The 18,435-nt window shown below is 66.2% G+C and carries 17 protein-coding genes; 5 read left to right on the top strand and 12 right to left on the bottom strand.

The annotated features are described in order from the left end of the window. Nucleotides 1–183: 183 nt before the first annotated feature. The 3 genes from BDI24065_RS01230 to BDI24065_RS01220 form a co-directional block, all read right to left on the bottom strand. Nucleotides 184–2,709, bottom strand: coding sequence for a TonB-dependent siderophore receptor (locus BDI24065_RS01230; RefSeq protein ID WP_175029638.1), 2,526 nt, complete (start codon nt 2,707–2,709; stop codon nt 184–186). Nucleotides 2,710–2,817: 108 nt separating this feature from the next. Continuing rightward, nucleotides 2,818–3,660 carry a FecR family protein gene (locus BDI24065_RS01225; RefSeq protein WP_175029637.1) on the bottom strand — a complete coding sequence of 281 codons (843 nt, stop codon included), beginning with the start codon at nt 3,658–3,660 and terminating at the stop codon, nt 2,818–2,820. Further along, nucleotides 3,644–4,360: an RNA polymerase sigma factor gene (locus tag BDI24065_RS01220; RefSeq protein ID WP_175029713.1), complete on the bottom strand. Its 717-nt coding sequence runs from the start codon at nt 4,358–4,360 to the stop codon at nt 3,644–3,646. The genes BDI24065_RS01225 and BDI24065_RS01220 overlap by 17 nt, the downstream gene beginning before the upstream one ends. A 387-nt stretch (nt 4,361–4,747) precedes the next feature. Between BDI24065_RS01220 and BDI24065_RS01215 the strand changes: the two genes are divergently transcribed. From BDI24065_RS01215 to BDI24065_RS01205, 3 genes are all read left to right on the top strand, one after another. After that, on the top strand, nt 4,748–5,038 hold the full coding sequence (locus BDI24065_RS01215; RefSeq protein ID WP_175003173.1) for a DUF3331 domain-containing protein: 291 nt from the start codon (nt 4,748–4,750) through the stop codon (nt 5,036–5,038). A gap of 167 nt (nt 5,039–5,205) precedes the next feature. Further along, entirely contained in the window at nt 5,206–6,192 is a 987-nt protein-coding gene (locus BDI24065_RS01210) for an oxidoreductase (protein ID WP_175029636.1), read from the top strand. Between the two features lie 214 nt (nt 6,193–6,406). Then, on the top strand, nt 6,407–6,706 hold the full coding sequence (locus BDI24065_RS01205) for a DUF4148 domain-containing protein (RefSeq protein ID WP_175029635.1): 300 nt from the start codon (nt 6,407–6,409) through the stop codon (nt 6,704–6,706). Nucleotides 6,707–6,904: 198 nt separating this feature from the next. On the opposite strand, the gene BDI24065_RS01200 is transcribed toward BDI24065_RS01205, so the two are convergent. The 6 genes from BDI24065_RS01200 to BDI24065_RS01175 form a co-directional block, all read right to left on the bottom strand. Further along, a complete protein-coding gene (locus BDI24065_RS01200) occupies nt 6,905–8,101 on the bottom strand; it encodes a TauD/TfdA family dioxygenase (protein WP_175029634.1) in 1,197 nt (398 codons plus the stop codon). A 22-nt stretch (nt 8,102–8,123) separates the two neighbouring features. Then, nucleotides 8,124–9,080: an alpha/beta hydrolase gene (locus BDI24065_RS01195; protein WP_175029633.1), complete on the bottom strand. Its 957-nt coding sequence runs from the start codon at nt 9,078–9,080 to the stop codon at nt 8,124–8,126. A 33-nt stretch (nt 9,081–9,113) separates the two neighbouring features. Next, complete coding sequence (locus BDI24065_RS01190; protein WP_175029632.1) at nt 9,114–9,602, bottom strand: thioesterase family protein; 489 nt, start codon at nt 9,600–9,602, stop codon at nt 9,114–9,116. 12 nt (nt 9,603–9,614) lie between these two features. Further along, a complete protein-coding gene (locus BDI24065_RS01185) occupies nt 9,615–10,580 on the bottom strand; it encodes an L-carnitine dehydrogenase (RefSeq protein ID WP_175029631.1) in 966 nt (321 codons plus the stop codon). Nucleotides 10,581–10,668: 88 nt separating this feature from the next. Beyond that, on the bottom strand, nt 10,669–11,598 hold the full coding sequence (locus BDI24065_RS01180) for a 3-keto-5-aminohexanoate cleavage protein (protein WP_175029630.1): 930 nt from the start codon (nt 11,596–11,598) through the stop codon (nt 10,669–10,671). 79 nt (nt 11,599–11,677) lie between these two features. Then, nucleotides 11,678–12,631, bottom strand: a complete 954-nt coding sequence (locus BDI24065_RS01175; protein ID WP_175029629.1) for a choline ABC transporter substrate-binding protein — start codon at nt 12,629–12,631, stop codon at nt 11,678–11,680. A 610-nt stretch (nt 12,632–13,241) separates the two neighbouring features. Between BDI24065_RS01175 and BDI24065_RS01170 the strand changes: the two genes are divergently transcribed. Next, a complete protein-coding gene (locus tag BDI24065_RS01170; RefSeq protein ID WP_175029628.1) occupies nt 13,242–14,825 on the top strand; it encodes an isocitrate lyase in 1,584 nt (527 codons plus the stop codon). 81 nt (nt 14,826–14,906) lie between these two features. Here the strand turns inward: BDI24065_RS01170 and BDI24065_RS01165 are convergent, their stop codons facing one another. Continuing rightward, on the bottom strand, nt 14,907–15,806 hold the full coding sequence (locus BDI24065_RS01165; protein ID WP_175029627.1) for a LysR family transcriptional regulator: 900 nt from the start codon (nt 15,804–15,806) through the stop codon (nt 14,907–14,909). Nucleotides 15,807–15,927: 121 nt separating this feature from the next. Between BDI24065_RS01165 and BDI24065_RS01160 the strand changes: the two genes are divergently transcribed. Continuing rightward, complete coding sequence (locus BDI24065_RS01160; RefSeq protein WP_175029626.1) at nt 15,928–16,371, top strand: DMT family transporter; 444 nt, start codon at nt 15,928–15,930, stop codon at nt 16,369–16,371. 72 nt (nt 16,372–16,443) lie between these two features. Here BDI24065_RS01160 and BDI24065_RS01155 read toward each other — a convergent pair whose 3' ends face one another. After that, on the bottom strand, nt 16,444–17,949 hold the full coding sequence (locus BDI24065_RS01155; RefSeq protein WP_175029625.1) for an aldehyde dehydrogenase family protein: 1,506 nt from the start codon (nt 17,947–17,949) through the stop codon (nt 16,444–16,446). A gap of 33 nt (nt 17,950–17,982) precedes the next feature. After that, entirely contained in the window at nt 17,983–18,423 is a 441-nt protein-coding gene (locus BDI24065_RS01150) for a c-type cytochrome (RefSeq protein WP_254609647.1), read from the bottom strand. Nucleotides 18,424–18,435 lie beyond the last annotated feature (12 nt).

Genomic DNA, 18,435 nt, shown 5'->3' with positions numbered 1-18,435 from the left:
GCCGATCGACGTGCGCCAAGTCAGCGTGCAACCGGCGAAATCATCTTGCAGTGCGAATGATTTTAATTTCCATTTTTCCAGTACATCCTCGCTGCGCCGACGGTCAGCCTCCATTTTCCGAGCGGCGCCCCACACCCTGCTCATCCTGATCGGGGTGGAGCGCCGTAACGGAACGCGATGAATTTACCAGCGATGCGTATAGCTGGCCGTCAGCACCGCACCCGCCGCGGGCAAGCGGCTCGTGTTGTTGCTGTTGCGCATGAGCTGGCTGTAGAGCGGCAGGTAGTAGCGATTCAGCAGGTTCTCGACGCCGACGGTCACGCGATCCTTCTTCGTGATCTGGTAGCGCGAGATCAGGTCCACCGTCGTATAGCTGCCCACGTCCATGCGGCCGAAACCGATCTTGTCGTTGAGCCGGTAATCGCGCGCTGCGTAGAACGTCGCCTGCAGCCGATTGCTCCAGCGCGGGTTCGGCCGGTATTCGAGATAGCCGGTCAGCTTGAGCGGCGGAATGCGATAGCCGGTCATGTCCTGGAAGTTCGCGCTGGTCTGCGGCCGCTCGCGCCCCTGCATATAGGTGATCGTGCCGCCTGCGCCCCACTTGTCGTCATCGGATGCGTAGTCGACGGTCGCTTCGATCCCGGCGATGCGCTCGGCCGTGCGCGTGAGGATCAGGCCGTTGTTGAAACTCTGTACGTCACCGAGCTCGGACGTCGTGTAGAAGAGCGCGAGCGTGCCGTCGGCGTGATTGCCCAGGCTGCCGCGCCAGCCGATCTCGTAGTTGTTGGTCTTCACGGGTTCGAGGCTCGACGAATGGATGTCGAAGCCGGCGGTCGCGTTACGCAATTGCAGTCCGACGTCCGGCAGCTGGAACCCCTGGCTGAACGATGCGTAGATTTCCTGGCTCGGTACCGGCGCATAGGCAACACCCGCATTGAACAGCCATGCGCCGTAGCCGGTCGATCCGCCCGGCACCGTGTACTTCTTCGCAAGACGCAGCTGTGAAAGCGGCACGAAACTGTCGAAGCTCGCGCTCGCATGCTCGTAGCGCACACCGGCTTCCGCCGACCATGTGTCGCTGAACTTGTGCTGCAGTTGCGCGAAACCGCCGACACTGGTCGTAGTCAGCGTGGGCAGGTACGTCAGCGTGCCGGTCTTGCGGTAGACGAGGCCACCGCTGGCGTCGTACGCGGCCGGCGAGAAGATGTCGTCCGGCATGTCGCTGCGTTCCTGGTTGAAGTCGGCGCCCCACTGGATCTTCGTGCGGCCGGCGCGATCGAGCGGTGTCGTGATCGTCAGGCGGCTGCCGAACACCGTCGAATCCTGCATGACCTGATCGACGTTGTTGCCGCGCGTCGCCACCGCGCGTGCATCGAACGGCGCGAAGCGCGTGAAGTAGTTCCGGTAGTAAAGCTGGGCCGCCACCTCGCTGCCGAGCACATCCTTGTTGCTGTACTGCAGGTTGAGCTGGGTGTTGCGGATGCGGTTCTGGTCGTCGAGCTGCAGCCCGTCTTTCGCACGCGCGACAGTCGTGCCCGGCGGCAGTTTCGCGACCGAAGGATCGCTCCCGTAGCGCGTGTCCTGCTTCGCGTCGTAGTGGCTCGCCGAGAATACGATGCGCTGATTCGCATCGATCCGGAATCCGAGCTTGCCTTCGACGTTGTAGACATTCGAGTCGAACAGGTCGCCCTGGCTGGGCTCGGGCGCGATGCGATGGCCACGCGCGTCATACGAGCTGCCGATGTGCTGCGCATCGACGTTGAATTCGTATTCGACGGGGCCATGGCTGCCCGCGAAGAACTGCTGCACGGTGCCGCCGAGACCGCCGCTGCCCAGGTGCGACAGCGGCGAAGTCATCGAAAACGTCGTCTCGGCGCGCGGTTCCCCGCCAGGCTGACGCGTCGTGATCGACACGATGCCGCCCGTTGCGCCCGCCCCGTAAACGGCGCTGCTGCCGCGCAGCACTTCGACTTTCTCGATGTTGTTCGGGTCGACGTTCGCCAGGTTGCGCGCCGAATCGCGATTCGTATTCAGCGGCACGCCGTCGACCAGCACGAGTATGTTCCGGCCGCGCAGCGTCTGGCCGTAGTCGGTGATCGTATGGCTCGAATCGGCCATCCCCGGCACGGCCTTGCTCAGCACCGTCGCCAGATTGTTCGAGCCGGCTTCGAGGTCGCGCAACGTGTCGCGACCGATCACGGTGATCTGCCGGGTCGGTCGAACGAGATCGCTGTGGGTCCGGTCGCCCGATACCTCGATTGCCGCGAGTTCCACCGGTTCCACCGCACGATTCGCACTCGCGTTCGTACCGGCACTCACGGTCGCACTCGCACCGACGCCGGCGCCCACACCTGCATCCGTATCGGTTTTCGGCGATGCGACCGGCGCTCCGCTCTCCACCGTGAACGTGTTCCTTCCCGTCGCACGCGCATGCAACCCCGAACCCGACAACAGTTGCTCCAGTGCCGTTGCCGCGGTCAGCCTGCCCTTGACGGTCCGGCTTGCCCGCTGCTCGGCGCTGGACGTCGAGAACAGCAGCTGCGCGCCGGATTGACGCGCGAATGCATTCAACGCGCGGTCGAGACGCTGCGCGGGAATGTCGAATGACGACACGTCACCGCCTTGCGCCCACGCGGCGGCCGACAGACAGCCCGCAACCGCGACACACACGACACGCCCCACACCGGCTTGGTGCCCAGTAACCCCCATACCACCGCTCCTCGTTTGAATCGTTATGAATCGATGACGCTTACGAGGATTGCCGGACGAGCCGACAGGTTTGTTGACGTGCGGATGGAAATATTTTCGAGCGGCGATTCAGCGATGCGCGATGGTCACCGCGCCGTCCGCGTCCCGCTTCACGTTGAGCGGCAGCACACCGGGCAACATGTCCAGCAGTGTGTCGACGTTGTCGGTATTGAATTGCCCGGACAAGCGCAGGTTGGCGGCGCGCGGGTCGAGCTCGACCGGAGCGCGCCGGTAGCGGCGAATTTCCGCGATCGCCACGCTCAACGGTGTCCCGTCGAAGACGAGCCGCCCTTCGCGCCAGCTCAACGTGGCGGCCGGATCGAACGGCTGAAGCGCGCCGATTCGATCGCCTTTCACGACGACGGATTGTTCGGGATGGAGCATCACCGCCGGGCGCTGTGGCACGGCGACTTCCACGGCCCCCGACACGACGCCGACCCGGACGTCCTGCGCATCGCGGCGCACCGTGAAGCTCGTCCCGATATCGTGGATCGTCACGTCACCGGCGCGCGTGACGAATGGCCGGAGCGGCGAGTGCGCGATCTCGATCGATGCCTCGCCCTGTTCGACCAGCATGCGTCGCGAGCGCACGTGCCACTCGACGCGTGCCGACGATCCGGTATTCAGCACGAGCCTGCTACCGTCGGCGAGCGGCCACTCGCGGTGCTCGCCCACTGCCGTCGCAAGCGTGTCGACCCGGTACGCGGGATCGGCATGCCAGACCATCAGCGCAGCCGCGACACTCAGCATCGATCCGCCGACGACACGCCGGACGGTTCGCCGCCGCGCCACACCGCGCACCACCGCGTCGAGCGGATAACGCGCGCGCAACGCGTCCTTGAAAGCATCGAGCGAGTCGTCTTGGGGAGGCGTCGAATCGTGACTACGGGGGGACTCAGGCAGCATCGGCATTTGCCGTCTTGGTGTGCAGGGTGTTCTGCAGGATCGGGGTGAGGTCCGTCATCGCGCGGGCCATGTGTTTGGCGACCATGTTACGGGATATGTGCAACTGCGCCGCCACTTCTTCCTGCGACAGGTCGTGCAATTTGTGGAGGATGAACACCTCGCGACAGCGCGCGGGCAGCGCGTCGATGGCTCGCTCGAGTTCCTGCACCGTCTGCCGGTAGCTCAGTGCGTGCTCGCCGTCGATATCGTCCGACCGCAAGTCGGGAACGTCGCCCCCGGTCGGCTCCATGCGGCTCGCGTGCAATTCGTCCCCTCTCCATCGGTCGATGGCCCGATGAATCGACAGATGACGCAGAAAGGCCAGCGGCGTATGGACCGGTTCACCCGGTGGCCGCTGAAGGAGTTGCACGCCGACATCCTGGACGACGTCGCACGCGAATGCGCGATCGCCGAAGCGATGCCGGACGTGATTGACGAGTTCCTCGTAGTGCTTGATGAACGCAGCGATCAGCGGAGAGTGGGAAGAGTCGCGGGGCGAGCGGGTCACATTGCTACGGGATGAGCGAGCATCACGCCCAAAATGATAATAATTCTCATTATTATGATTGATTACAAAACTGTCAACGGACGCACGGCTCACACGTCCACCGAACCGGTTTTCGGACTCGCTCAACGCGGCACAAAGCGAAACTGACAAAAAAGTCATGTTCACGTCAGGGTCTCAACGGGATGCGCGCGCCATCATGACGTACCGGACTGCGCATCCGGTCCATCGCCACCCCGCCCGCGTTCGATCCCTGCGGGCACCTCCGTCCCCCGGCGATGGGCTCCGTGACTGGGCGAGCAGACACGGCGCGCAGGCCGATTTCCCGCCCCGGACTTCGCGTCCGGGGCGTTTTTGTCTGTGGTTTCCAAGAAAATAAGCGTGGATTGTTTCTAAATCGGCAAAAGGTAATTTGAGCCAGACAGGATGTTTTTTCCGGTCACAGACGCTTACATTTAGCGCACCACTCATGGAAACCGCTACGGATTCGCGATCGGGTAGTGACATCCACTGCCATGACCGAACCGCACGAGCTTTAGGAAACGGCAAATGAAGGCCTCCAAATCCCTGCCTCCGCTCGATCCCGCCGACGTTCACGTCGAAATCCTCGAACGTTCCGATACGCTGCTCGTCGTCCGCTGGGTCGAACCCGGCCGCTGTCACTACGGTGAACAGCGCTGGCGCCGCCGCTTCGCGCAACGCACCGGCACCTGCGCGCTGTCGCGCCAGGTCATCCACCGCGGCGACGAAGTCTTCCGCCCGGCCGAACGCCCGGCACCCGCGAACGCAGCCGCGATGATCTCCGCCGCCGAAGTGCTCGCGCTGGCCGGCGGCAGGTAAATCCTGCCGGCCGCGCGTCACGGCACGCGGCGCCACACGATGTGCCGGCCCTAGAAGCGCCGGTCTAATTCCCCCGCTTGTCTGCCACGCCTGCGCGCACTATCGTTACACCACTCAATGTAATGATTACGTGCCGCGGCCGTCCGGTCGCGCCGATGGAGGCAGACATGCATGCATGGAGCGCGCGCCACGTCCCGGCGCAAGGCGGCAAGGTCGCGGTCGTGACCGGCGCCAACAGCGGGCTCGGCTGGCAGCTGACGGAAACGCTGGCCGCGAAAGGTGCGACGGTCGTGATGGGATGCCGCGATGCCGCCCGCGCCGCGCAGGCGGCCGACGCGATCCGCCGGCTCCACCCCGGTGCCCGCGTCGAAGTCGACGCGCTCGACCTCGCCGATCTCGCGTCGATCGCACGCTTCGCGGCCGATGTGGCCGAACGCCATGGCCGCGTCGACATCCTCTGCAACAACGCCGGCGTGATGTTCCTGCCGCTGCGTCATACGCACGACGGCTTCGAGATGCAGTTCGGCACCAACCACCTCGGCCATTTCGCGCTCACCGGCCATCTGCTGCCCGCGCTGCGCGCCGCGCGCCGGGCGCGTGTCGTGACGATGTCGAGCGGCTTCAACCGCGGCGGCCGGATCCGCGTCGACGACCTGCGCGCCGAGCACCGCTACAACCGTTATCTCGCCTATTGCGACAGCAAGCTCGCGAACCTCGTGTTCGCGATCGAACTGCAGCGCCGGTTCGAGCGCGCGGCGTTCGCCGGGATCAGCGTGGCCGCCCACCCCGGCTACGCGGCCACCAACCTGCAGTTCGCGGGCCCGACGATGGACAGCTCGCCCGCCCGTGCCGCGCTGATGCGCGCCGCGAACCGTTATCTCGCGCAGCCGGCCGACCAGGGCGCGCTGCCCGCGATTCATGCGGCAACCGCGCCCGATCTCGCCGGCGGCGCCTACCTCGGGCCGTCCGGCTGGTTCGAGTCGCGCGGGCTGCCGGCGCCCGCGAGCGTGCCGCGCGCAGCGCGCGACGTGGCCTCGGCTGCGCTGCTGTGGGAAGCCTCGGAAGCCGCGACGGGCGTGCGCTTCCTCAGCACGGGCGCACCGGCCGGCCGCTCGCCGGGCCGGCCGTTCGACACCGCGGCCGAGGCGCGCTGAACCGCGCACCGCGCTCCGCAACATTCTTCAGACTTGTTGCACGAGTCGAAAAGAAAGCCGGTTGAAAGCATGATTCTTCGCACTACTGTTACCACTCAGGAAACAATCTATCGTCAAAATCAGCGTTTACCCTGAACCTTCCGATGACTAAGATTTGATCAATCGCTTAAGACATGGTGTCGAGAGCGAACTCAATAAAACACCGGAGGTCATCATGAAATCGCTCGTTTCCGCAGTCGTTGCCGCTGCCGCCCTGTCCGCTTCGTTTGGCGCATTTGCCCAAAGCACCGTGACCCGCGCTCAAGTGCGCAACGAACTGGTTCAGCTCGAACAAGCCGGCTACAAGCCGGGCCTGTCGAGCCCGTACTACCCGAACGACATCCAGAGCGCCGAAGCGCGTGTTCATGGTGCCGACACCAGCGGCTACGGCGCACAACCGGCTCCGGCCGTCCACTCGGGCGCCCCGGTTGCAACGTCGTCGAACGCTCGCGACTCGGTCTTCTTCGGCCAGTAAGCCGATGCGCCCTCGGCGGGCGCCGCGCGTCGCGCGATGAAGCAATATCCGGACGAGCCCCCTTGCGGGGCTCGTCTTTTTTATGAAACGCATACCTCCGCCGCCCGGCAACGGGTGGCTTCGCCCGGGCGCCTGGCGTCCGGGCGCTTTTTCATTTCCGAAGGAGGCGTGCAAGCAGGATGAAGCCGCGCACGCCCGTCAGCGCGGCGCGGCCGCGGCAGGCGCCGAACGCGACAGCACCCGCCACCGCGACAGCAGTTCGTCGCGATCGACATAGCAGCCCTGCAGGTGGCGGCGTCCGGTAGACGGATCGAACTCGGTGCGCGCATGCATCACGCGGCGGTTGTCGAACGCCCACATGTCGCCCGCCCGCAGCCGGCGCTGCACGCGAAAGCGCGGCTCGCGCGCGAGCGCAAGGAACCGCCGGTACGCGCGATAGACGGCCGCGACCGAGCCGGCCGGCGCATCGAGCGGCCCGCGCAGGAAGTTCGCGACGCGCACCTCGGTGACGTTGCCGCGCGCGTCGAGCCCGATCACCGGCGCCGAGCAGCGGTAATCGCTGTTCGCACTCTTGTTCCAGAACTCGAACGGCGTCGACGCGAGCTGTTCAAAATCGGCCGGATGCTCGCGCCGCAGCGCATCCGCCAGCGCGAAGCCGTCGAGGAACACGCTGTCGCCACCGGTCGCGTCGTTCGCGAGGCAATGCAGGAACTGCACGCCCGGCTGCAACTCGCGGGTCGGCAGGTCGGTATGCGGCGGCAGGTTCAGCGACGTATACGCATTGCTGTCCGGGCGCGGCTTCGATTCGACGTCGAACAGCACGCCGAAATTACTTTCGCGAATCAGGCCGATGCGGCGCGCGATCTCGTCGACGCGGCCACGCTCGGCCGGCACGCCTTCGACGAGCGTCAGCCCCGTGCGTTGCAACGCGGCGAGCCACGCGAGCAATGCACCGTCGTCGTTCATCACGTCGCGCCACGCGAACACGCCGATGGCCGTCGCATCGTCGCCGGCCCACACGTGCCGCCCGTGCGCGGCCTGGCGCTCCGCGCGCGACGCGTCGTCGTACGCATGCGCGCGCAACCAGCCCGGCGACCACGCGCTGCGGTGCCCGTCGTTCCACTCGACATGCAACGCGCCATCGGTTTCGACGTGCACCGTGAGCGCGGAGAGATCCTCGCGCGCGTCGGCGATCTCGAACACCTGTTCACGTGTGACGGCATGCACGCACGCGGAACACCCGCAGTTGTCGCGCAGCCAGTCGAAATGAAACGGCGATCGTCGCGTGTCACTCCACTCGACGTCCACCGCGCCCTCGCCAATCGTCGCCGCCGCAATGGCCGCGTCGGCCGAAAACGTCCGCCAGTCCTCGATACGGTGTTGCGCTGCCTGCATCGTTGCCTCCCGGAAACGCCCGCTACGCGTGTGGTGCGAGCAGAAACCCGCCGACCGTCCGGTGCAGCCGCGCCGCCTGCGGGCTCGTTCCGAGCGCGCGCCAGCAGCCGTGCACCAGCCCCTCTCCCATCCAGTAGTGCGCGGCACCGCCGGCCGCGCGAATCCGTTCGACGTACACGCGCGCGTCGTCGCGCAGCGGATCGTGTTCAGCGCCGATCGCGAGCACGGGCGGCAGGCCGTCGAAACGCGCCGCCGCGAGCGGTACCGACGCGCGCAGCAGCGGGTTGCCGTCTCCCAGCGCGTCGGACAAACCGCCTTCCCAATACAGCGCGCGATAACGATGGACATCGTCGAGCGTCAGCATCGGCGCGTGCGCTTCCGTTTCGCGCGCGGGCGATTGCGGTTCGAATCCGAGCATCGGATAGACGAGCGCGATCCCGTCGACACCGCCTTCGCCCGCATCGCGCAGCGCAGTGGCCACGGCTGCCGCGAGCATGCCGCCCGCGCTGTCGCCCGCGAGCGTCAGCGGCTGCACGCACGGCCCGAACGACCAGCGCGCATCGCGGGCAGCGCGCGTGACCGCCAGGCAATCTTCAAGTGCGGCCGGCGCGCAATGCTCGGGCGCCAGCCGGTAATCGACCGCGATCACGTCGAGCCCCGTATCGGCTGCCAGTTGCGCGGTGATCAGCGCATGACTGTCGAGCGAGCCGACGACGAAGCCGCCGCCATGAAAGAACAGCACCGTGCCGCGCGGCGTGCCATGCGCGGACGTGTAGCGCCGCAGCGCGATCGCGCGACCGTCGGGCGCCTGCCAGACGGCGTCCTGCTGCACGATGCCGGCCGGCAGCGCGGCCGGCGTCCATTCGGCCGCGAAGCGGTCGTACAGACGGCGCTGCTCGTCGGGCGAGCGCGCCGCCGCGTCGGCCGGATACCACGCGTCGACGGCCGCAACGAACGTCGCGATTTCCTGTTCGAGCATCGTGTGCGCTCCGCGGTTGAAGGTTCGCGCCGGCTATCGGCGCGGCGGCAGCCCGATCACGCGGCCCGCATACGCGGGCGCCGCGCAATCGCGCTGCAACGCATGCAGCTCGGCCACGCGTGCGGCCACGTCGTCGTCGAACGGCGCAGATTTTGCGCCGTCGCGCGTATCGACGTGCAGCAGCATCTGCTCGCTCGCCGATACCGCATCGTCGTGCCCGTCCGCGAACAGTTCGAGATACAGATGCAGCCGCTTCGCGTCGTGCGCGAGCACACGCGCATCGACGCGCACCTGCGTGCCCTCCTTGATCTCGTGCAGGTAGTTCACGTGCGCTTCGAGCGTGTAGACCGAGCGGCCCCGCTCGCGACGCGCGGCGTCGTCGAGACCGATGCGATCCAGCAGCGCATCGGTCGCGAAGCTGAAGATCAGCAGGTAGAACGCATCGCGCAGGTGGCCGTTGTAGTCGACCCATTCGGGCCGCACCACGTCGCGGTAAGTCGTCAGCGGGGTATCGCCCGTCATCGTCACTCGTCCTCAGTCTTCGAATCGCATCCCGTGCCGCGCCTTCACCGCGGCGATCGACTTCAGCACCTCGGTGATGCACTCGTCGCGATAGCGCTCGAGCGCCTTGATGCTGCGCGTGCCCTGCTGTTCGGTCGTGCCTTCGACGACGCTGTCGATCAGCGCATCGGTCAGCGTGGGCGCGACCAGCTTCGTCCACGGCAGTTCGAGCGCGGGGCCGAACTGCTGCATGAAGTGTCGCATGCCCGCGTCGCCGCCCGCGAGCGTGTAGGTCAGGAACGTGCCCATGAACGACCAGCGGATGCCCGCACCGAAGCGGATCGCATCGTCGATCTCGCCGGTCGTCGCGACGCCTTCGTTGACGAGGTGCAGCGCTTCGCGCCACAACGCTTCGAGCAGCCGATCGGCGATGAAGCCCGGCACTTCCTTGCGCACGTGCAGCGGCCGCATGCCGAGCTTGCGATAGATCTCCATCGCGCCTTCGACCGCTTCCGGCGACGTGCGCGCGCCGCCGAGCACCTCGACGAGCGGCAGCAGATAGACGGGATTGAACGGATGGCCGACCACGCAGCGCTCCGGATGCGTCGCCCGTGCGTAGAAATCCGTCGGCAGCAGCCCCGACGTCGACGACGCGATGATCGCGTCGGGCTTCGCCGCGCGGCTGATCTGCTCGTGCAGCTCGAGCTTCAGCGCCTCGCGCTCGGGCGCGCTTTCCTGGATGAAATCCGCCTCGGCGACGCACGCTTCGATCGTCGAGACGAAACGCAGCCGCGCGGGATCGGCGCCCGGCGCCAGGCCGACGCGTTCGAGCGCGGGCCACGCGTTCGCGACGTTCGCGCGCAGCCGCTCTTCCGCGCCCGGCGCCGGGTCCCAGACGACCACGTCGAGACCGTGCGCGAGTGCGCGGGAAATCCATCCGCTGCCGATCACGCCGGTGCCGATGGCGGCGAACGTCTTGATGTCGGTCTTCACAGCCATGTCAACGCATCCTTCAAATCAGGGGAAATCGGTGGGCGGCCGCGCCTGTGCGTGCCGCCGCGTCAGGTCAATCAGTCGGCGCAACCGCTCACGCGAACTCGGCGATCGCACGGCGTTCGAGCGGGCGCTCGCCGCGTGCGGGCAAGCCGAGCTTGCGGCGGCCTTCGGCCGGCGTCAGCACGCGGCCACCGAGCCGTTCGACGATCTCTCGCGCGCGCTCGACGAGCGTGCCGTTGGTCGCGTGCACGCCGCGATCGAGCCAGATGTTGTCTTCGAGGCCGACCCGCACGTGGCCGCCGAGCAGCATCGCCTGCGCGACCATCGGCATCTGCATGCGGCCGATCCCGAAGCCGGCCCAGTGCGCGCCCGGCGGCAGGTTGTCGACCATCGCCTTCATCGTGCCCGTGTCGGCCGGTGCGCCCCACGGAATGCCGAGGCACAGCTGGAACAGCGGCGGATCGTCGAGCAGCCCTTCCTTCAGCAGCTGCTTCGCGAACCACAGGTGGCCCGTGTCGAAGATCTCCAGCTCCGGCTTCACGCCGAGCTCCTGGATGCGCTGCGCGCCGGCGCGCAACTGCGCGGGCGTCGACACATAGATGTAATCGCCGTCACCGAAATTCAGCGTGCCGCAGTCGAGCGTGCAGATCTCGGGCAGCAGATCCTCGACGTGCGCGAGGCGTGTGAGGCCGCCGACCAGGTCGGTGCCCTTGCCGAAACGCATCGGGTCTTCGCCCGGACCGATCTCGAGATCGCCGCCCATGCCTGCCGTCAGGTTGATGATCACGTCGACGTCGGCCGAGCGGATGCGGTCGACCACTTCGCGGTACAGGTTCGGGTCGCGGCTGCCGCGCCCCGTCTGCGGATCGCGCACGTGGCAGTGCGCCACCGTCGCGCCGGCCTTCGCGGCCTCGATCGCGGCGGCCGCGATCTCCTTCGGCGTGACCGGAATCGCCGGATGCTTGCCGACCGTATCGCCCGCACCGGTGACGGCGCAGGTGATGATGACTTCGTGGTTCATGCTGGTTGCCTCGCTTGAATCGGGTTGTGTCGCAATGCGGATGTGTCGTCGGGGCGCGCCGCGTGCGGCGCGCAAGCCGTCACAGGCCGAGATACGCCTTCACGGCCGGCAGCCCGTCCTTGCCGTCGAACGTCTTGACGCCCGCGAGCCACGGATCGAGCACCTGCGGGTTCTTCTTCAGGTACGCCTTCGCGGCATCGGCCGGCTTCGTCTTGTTCATCACCGACTGCATCAGCTGGTTCTCGAGCTGCGTCGAGAAGCGCAGGTTCGTGACGAGCTTGCCCGCGTTCGGGCAGCGGGAAATGAAGTCGGGCGCCGTGAGCGTGTACACGCGCGCTTCGCCGTAGTTCGGCCCGAACGATGCATCGCCGCCGGAGAGATAGTTCATGCTGAGCTGGATGTTCATCGGGTGCGGTTCCCAGCCGAGGAAGACGACCCACTTCTTGTCGCGGATCGCGCGCTCGACCGTCACCAGCATCCCGGCCTCGCTCGATTCGACCAGCTTGAAGCCGCCGAGCCCGTACTGGTTCGTGTCGATCATCTTCTGGATCGTCGCGTTCGCGCTGCTGCCCGGCTCGATCCCGTAGATCTTGCCGTCGAGTTCCGCGCGGTGCTTCGCGATGTCCTCGAAGGTCTTCAGGCCGGCCTGGTATTCGTAGCTCGGCACCGCGAGCGTCGCCTTCGCGCCCGACAGGTTCGGCGGTTCGACGACGTTGATCGACTTATTGTCGAGAAACGGCTGGAGCTGCTTCTGCTGCACGGGCCACCAGTAGCCGAGCGACACGTCGAGCTGCTTGCTCTTCAGGCCGGCGAACGAGATCGGCACCGACGCGATCGTCGTGGTCGGCTTGTAGCCGAGCGCCTCGAACACGGTCGACGCGAGCGCCGTGGTCGACGTGATGTCGGTCCAGCCGATATCCGCGAAACGCACGGTGCGGCAGGTCGCGGCATCGGTTTCGGCCAGCGCCGCATGCGTGAACGCGCCGGTCGCCAGCACGGCCGCGGCAAGCGCGGCGATCTTCGTCGACTTCATGGTTCGTTTCCTCCCGGTTGGACTCGCGGCAGCCGGTGCGCGGGGTGTGCCCGGCCTGCATCGTGGGAGTAAAAGTAACGAGCCATATTGGCCGCGAGAAGACCGGCGGCGACCTGTTCTTGACTATTTGCGACTATGAGTGGAAACCACTAGGTTTCTTGAAAGGCTTGATGGGCGGGGTTTTCATGCACATTTCCGATTGATTTCGTTTGTCCACATGCGGCGCGACGCTTTCGATTCTGCCGGGACGAAACGAAGTGTCGGCGCGGCGCCGGGCCCGGCGTGTTCGCGCCGCCCCGACGAACGGGTGTCACGGGCACGTGTGAAGCTGGCCCGGCCTCCAGCAGCCGAAAGTGCGTTTCGTATTGCGGAATCCACGCCGAATTCCCGTGCCACCGCCTTTTCGTCGCTTGAAAACATGTTTTACATCGCAAAAATGACGACGCAACTCTTTGAAAAACAACAAAAAATAATGTCTTATGTCTTATATAAGACATCGCCAAAAGCTCGATGGGCGGCGTTACTATTTATCCCATGCAGTTCGCTTCGACAGACGTAGCGGGCACGCTCAACCAGTTACTCAAACGCGCTTTGCTCCCAGGAGATTGACATGGCCCAGTATCAAGACGACATCAAGGCAGTTGCCGGTTTGAAAGAAAACCACGGCAGCGCGTGGAATGCGATCAGCCCCGAGTACGCCGCCCGCATGCGTGCCCAGAACAAGTTCAAGACGGGCCTGGACATCGCCAAGTACACCGCGAAGATCATGCGTGCCGACATGGCCGCCTACGACGCCGACCCGGCCAAGTACACGCAGTCGCTGGGTTGCTGGCACGGCTTCATCGGCCAGCAGAAGATGATCTCCATCAAGAAGCACTTCAACAGCACCGAACGCCGCTACCTGTACCTGTCGGGCTGGATGGTCGCTGCGCTGCGTTCCGAGTTCGGCCCGCTGCCGGACCAGTCGATGCACGAAAAGACCTCGGTCAGCGCGCTGATCCGCGAGCTCTACACGTTCCTGCGCCAGGCCGACGCCCGTGAGCTCGGCGGCCTGTTCCGCGAACTCGACGCCGCCAAGGACGCCGCTGCGAAGGCCGCGATCCAGGACAAGATCGACAACCACGTCACGCACGTCGTGCCGATCATCGCCGACATCGACGCCGGTTTCGGCAACGCGGAAGCCACGTACCTGCTGGCCAAGCAGTTCATCGAAGCAGGCGCCTGCTGTATCCAGATCGAAAACCAGGTGTCCGACGAGAAGCAGTGCGGCCACCAGGACGGCAAGGTCACCGTGCCGCACGAGGACTTCCTCGCGAAGATCCGCGCGATCCGCTACGCGTTCCTGGAACTGGGCGTGGACGACGGCATCATCGTCGCCCGTACCGACTCGCTGGGCGCCGGCCTGACCAAGCAGATCGCCGTGACCAGCACGCCGGGCGACCTGGGCGACCAGTACAACGCGTTCCTCGACTGCGAAGAACTGTCGGCCGACCAGCTGGGCAACGGTGACGTCGTCATCAAGCGCGACGGCAAGCTGCTGCGTCCGAAGCGCCTGCCGAGCAACCTGTTCCAGTTCCGCGCCGGCTCGGGCGAAGCACGTTGCGTGCTCGACTGCATCACGTCGCTGCAGAACGGCGCCGACCTGCTGTGGATCGAAACCGAAAAACCGCATATCGCACAGATCGGCGGCATGGTCAGCGAGATCCGCAAGGTGATCCCGAACGCGAAGCTGGTGTACAACAACAGCCCGTCGTTCAACTGGACGCTGAACTTCCGTCAGCAGGCATACGACGCGCTGAAGGCCGAGGGCAAGGACGTGTCGGCCTACGACCGTGCGCAGCTGATGAGCGTGGAATACGACGAGACGGAACTGGCCAAGCTGGCCGACGAGAAGATCCGCACGTTCCAGGCCGACGCATCGCGTGAAGCCGGCATCTTCCATCACCTGATCACGCTGCCGACGTACCACACGGCTGCACTGTCGACCGACAACCTGGCCAAGGAATACTTCGGCGACCAGGGCATGCTGGGCTACGTGGCCGGCGTGCAGCGCAAGGAAATCCGCCAGGGTATCGCCTGCGTGAAGCACCAGAACATGTCCGGCTCGGACATCGGTGACGATCACAAGGAATACTTCAGCGGCGACGCAGCGCTGAAGGCGGCAGGCAAGGACAACACGATGAACCAGTTCTGATACCGGTCATTTCCAGGCGAAACGCCAACCCTTCGGGGTTGGCGTTTTTTTTATCCGGCGGGATGATTCGCGCGTCGCCGGTCAAACATCTTCCCGGGCGCTTCCCGCTCCGACCACGCGCACGAACGAGCCCGCCAGTACCGTCGGCTCGACCGGCAACACCAGCGCGCACACCGACTTTGCGTCTTCATCCGAGATCGGCACGAAGGCGACCCCGTCGATCCCGAGACTCGCCATCCGTTCCGGCACGATCGCGACGCCATGCCCGGCCGCGACGAGATTCAGCATCGACGTCTTCGGTGACACGATCCGGGCGGTAGCGGGCACGAAGCCCCGCTTCAGGCAAAGATCGATCACGACGCGCGCCAAGCCGCCCCGCTCCCGATACACGGCCGACACGAACGGCTCGTGCCGCAGCCGCGAGAGCGCCGTGCGCTTGCGGCCCGCCAGCGGATGATCGGCCGGCACCGCCACGCACAAGCGCTCGGCCGCGAGCTCGACGAAGCGCACGCGCGGATCGCGGCGCAGCACCGGCAGACGAACGATCCCGATATCGGCGTTGCCGTTCGCGATCTCCAGGATCTGATCCTCGGACGAGGCACGATCGAGATCGATCCGCGCGCCCGGACACGCGCTCATGAAGCGCTCGAGCACCGGCATCAGGCTTCCGACGGGAACGGTGCTGGAATGCAGCAGCCGCAATACGCCCGCTTCGCCGCGCGACAACTGCGCCCCCTCCTCGGCCGCGGCGGTCAGGGTCGCCGGAATCGACGCCACGCGATCGCGATAGATCGCGCCGGCCGGCGTGAGCCGCACACCTCTCGGCTCGCGGTCGAACAGCAGGAACCCCAGCTCGTCTTCGAGTTGGCCGATCTGCCGGCTGAGCGCCGACTGCGCGACGTGGAGCGCGCTCGCGGCCGGCGTGAAGCCGCCGAGATCGGCCACGGTCAGGAAATACTGGATCTGCCTCAGGGATGGCATGCCGAAAAGAGATGGATAAGCGCCCGATTTGATATTTGCGTTATACCGTCGCGCTTCCCAGAATGGAAGTCTTCCGTGCCGGCACCGCCGTCACGGCCACCTCGCCGGAGCCTCCCTCGTCGTGACTACTCTCCTGTCCTATCTGCTGGTCGTTGCCGCCGGCGTCAGCGTCGCATTGCAACAGGTGCTCAACGCCAATCTCCGCGCGCAACTCGGCTCGCCGTGGTGGGCCGGGTCGGTCAGCTACGTCGTCGGCCTGGCCGCGATGCTCGCGGTCGCGCTCCTGTCCCCGCATCCGCGCTTGAGCGGCACCGTCACCGGCGCCGGGTCGTGGTTCAGCTGGACCGGCGGATTCTTCGGCGCGGTGTTCGTCGGCATCGCGATCCTGATGGTGCCGCGACTGGGCGCCGCGACGACGTTGGCGCTGATCGTCGTCGGGCAGATGACCGGCGCGCTCGTGTTCGACCACTTCGGCCTGCTCGGCATCCAGCAGCATTCGGCCAGCCCGATCCGCATGGCCGGCGCGGCGTGCCTCATTCTCGGGGTGGTGCTGGTTCGTGCGTGACGCCGTCGCGGATCGCTGCCGGATGCGTGTGCGTTGCCGAACCGCCGGCCACGCACGCACCCGCCGCTACGCTCATGCGTAGTTCATCATCACCGACTTGCTTTCCGTGTACTGGTCGATCACCGCGCGACCGAGTTCGCGACCGAACCCCGACTGCTTCATCCCGCCGAACGGCATCGCGTTGTCGAGCAGCGAGTGGCAGTTGACCCAAACCGTGCCGGCCGCGATCCGCGGGATCAGCTTGTGAATCGCGGAAAGATCGTTCGACCAGATGCTCGCGCCGAGACCGTACGGCGTGTCGTTGGCGAGTTGCACGGCCGTCTCGACGTCGTCGAACGGCATCGCGACGAGCACCGGCCCGAAGATCTCCTCGCGCACGACACGCATCGCCTGCGTCGTATCGACCAGCACGGTCGGTTCGACGAAGAAGCCGGGGCCGTCGATCGCGCGGCCGCCCGCGGCGGCGCGGGCGCCCTCGCCGAAGCCCGAGTCGATATAGCCGCACACGCGCTGGCGCTGCTTCGCCGAGACGAGCGGGCCGATCTGCGTCGACGGGTCCATCCCCGGGCCGATCTTCAGGCTCGCGGCGATCTTCGCGACGCGCTCGATCACGTCGTCGAACACCTTTGCATGGATGTACGCGCGCGACCCGGCCGTGCACACCTGCCCCTGGTTGAAGAAGATCGCGTTCGCCACGCCCAGTGCGGCCTTGTCGGGATCGGCGTCGGACAGCACGATCACCGGCGACTTGCCGCCGAGTTCGAGCGACATCCGCGTCATGTTGTCGAGCGCCGCGTGGCCGATCGTCTTGCCCGTTTGCGTCGAACCCGTGAACGCGATCTTGTCGATGCGCGGATCGTGTGACAGCGCGGCGCCGGCCGTGTGACCGTAGCCGGTGACGATATTGACGACGCCATCGGGAAAGCCGGCCGCCTGAATCAGCTCGCCGAGGCGCAACGCGCTGAGCGGCGTATCTTCCGCGGGTTTCAACACCAAGGTGCAGCCCGTGGCCAGCGCGGGCGCGAGCTTCCACGCGGCCATCAGCAGCGGGAAATTCCACGGAATGATCGCGCCGACCACGCCGACCGGTTCCTTGCGCGTATAGGTGAAGATCTCGCTGTCCGGCATATACGGCATGCCTGCGTCGATCACGCTGCCTTCGATCTTCGTCGCCCAGCCGGCCATGTAGCGGAAACACTGCGCGGCCATCGCGACATCGAGCCCCTGCGCGACCATCACGGGCTTGCCATTGTCGAGCGACTCGATCTCGGCCAGCTCGCGCGCATTCGCGTCGATCAGGTCGGCAAGCGCGAGCAGCAGACGCTCGCGGTCGGTGGTCTTCGCGGTGCGCCACGGCCCCGCGTCGAATGCGTGCCGCGCGGCTGCGATGGCCTGCTGCACGTCATGCTCGTCCGCTTCGGGCACACGTGCGAGCACGGTGCCGTCGGCCGGATTCACGACGTCGAGCTGGCGGCCCGACGCCGCATCGCTCCACTCGGCGCCGATCAGCATCTTCTTCGGTTTCGCGAGAAACGCACGCGTGGCGTCGAGCAGCGGGAAATTGTCGTTCGTCTCCATCTTCGATCCTCCTAGAGTTCCTGAATGGGTCGGTCAGTAGCGATCCGCGACGCCGTCGATCCCGCGGGCCTGCAACGCGCGAACGAGGCCGGCGCGCACGGTCGCGACATCGGAAAAGGCGGGACGGCGGTGCGCGGCGACTTCGGCGGCCGTATAAGGCTTGAAGTCGCGCGGCAGCGCGTCGTGGTTCATGGTCGTGAGTACCCAGTTGAGCACGTCGGCCAGATCCTGGTCCGACAGTGCCGAGTTCGACGCGCCGGGCACGCGCATCACGTACTCGCGCCCAGCCGGCAAATGCGTGAAATAGCCGAGCGAGTTGGCAAGCGGCGGTACCTTGCCGGGGATACCGCCGCCCGTCGCCGTGTGGCAGCCCATGCAGTTGAGCACCCAGTGCTGCCGCGCAAGCGCCGCATCGGCGGCGCCGTCGGCATGCGAGGGTGCCGCGGTCAAACCGACGACCGCCCCGGCCAGCATCAGCAACGACGA

Source organism: Burkholderia lata, from assembly GCF_902499025.1.
GTDB classification, from domain to species: domain Bacteria; phylum Pseudomonadota; class Gammaproteobacteria; order Burkholderiales; family Burkholderiaceae; genus Burkholderia; species Burkholderia lata_C.
Note: the sequence above shows the minus strand (reverse complement) of the source record. Positions and strands in the feature narration are given on the sequence as shown.

What these genes read in the sequence shown, in the direction of transcription:
- BDI24065_RS01170 (WP_175029628.1), top strand. Translation starts at nt 13,242, where the DNA reads ATGGCCCAGTATCAAGACGACATCAAGGCAGTTGCCGGTTTGAAAGAA.
- BDI24065_RS01205 (WP_175029635.1), top strand. Translation starts at nt 6,407, where the DNA reads ATGAAATCGCTCGTTTCCGCAGTCGTTGCCGCTGCCGCCCTGTCCGCT.
- BDI24065_RS01185 (WP_175029631.1), bottom strand. Translation starts at nt 10,580, where the DNA reads ATGGCTGTGAAGACCGACATCAAGACGTTCGCCGCCATCGGCACCGGC.
- BDI24065_RS01195 (WP_175029633.1), bottom strand. Translation starts at nt 9,080, where the DNA reads ATGCTCGAACAGGAAATCGCGACGTTCGTTGCGGCCGTCGACGCGTGG.
- BDI24065_RS01165 (WP_175029627.1), bottom strand. Translation starts at nt 15,806, where the DNA reads ATGCCATCCCTGAGGCAGATCCAGTATTTCCTGACCGTGGCCGATCTC.
- BDI24065_RS01225 (WP_175029637.1), bottom strand. Translation starts at nt 3,660, where the DNA reads ATGCCGATGCTGCCTGAGTCCCCCCGTAGTCACGATTCGACGCCTCCC.
- BDI24065_RS01150 (WP_254609647.1), bottom strand. Translation starts at nt 18,423, where the DNA reads ATGCTGGCCGGGGCGGTCGTCGGTTTGACCGCGGCACCCTCGCATGCC.
- BDI24065_RS01220 (WP_175029713.1), bottom strand. Translation starts at nt 4,360, where the DNA reads ATGACTTTTTTGTCAGTTTCGCTTTGTGCCGCGTTGAGCGAGTCCGAA.
- BDI24065_RS01200 (WP_175029634.1), bottom strand. Translation starts at nt 8,101, where the DNA reads ATGCAGGCAGCGCAACACCGTATCGAGGACTGGCGGACGTTTTCGGCC.
- BDI24065_RS01210 (WP_175029636.1), top strand. Translation starts at nt 5,206, where the DNA reads ATGCATGCATGGAGCGCGCGCCACGTCCCGGCGCAAGGCGGCAAGGTC.
- BDI24065_RS01190 (WP_175029632.1), bottom strand. Translation starts at nt 9,602, where the DNA reads ATGACGGGCGATACCCCGCTGACGACTTACCGCGACGTGGTGCGGCCC.
- BDI24065_RS01230 (WP_175029638.1), bottom strand. Translation starts at nt 2,709, where the DNA reads ATGGGGGTTACTGGGCACCAAGCCGGTGTGGGGCGTGTCGTGTGTGTC.
- BDI24065_RS01155 (WP_175029625.1), bottom strand. Translation starts at nt 17,949, where the DNA reads ATGGAGACGAACGACAATTTCCCGCTGCTCGACGCCACGCGTGCGTTT.
- BDI24065_RS01175 (WP_175029629.1), bottom strand. Translation starts at nt 12,631, where the DNA reads ATGAAGTCGACGAAGATCGCCGCGCTTGCCGCGGCCGTGCTGGCGACC.
- BDI24065_RS01180 (WP_175029630.1), bottom strand. Translation starts at nt 11,598, where the DNA reads ATGAACCACGAAGTCATCATCACCTGCGCCGTCACCGGTGCGGGCGAT.
- BDI24065_RS01215 (WP_175003173.1), top strand. Translation starts at nt 4,748, where the DNA reads ATGAAGGCCTCCAAATCCCTGCCTCCGCTCGATCCCGCCGACGTTCAC.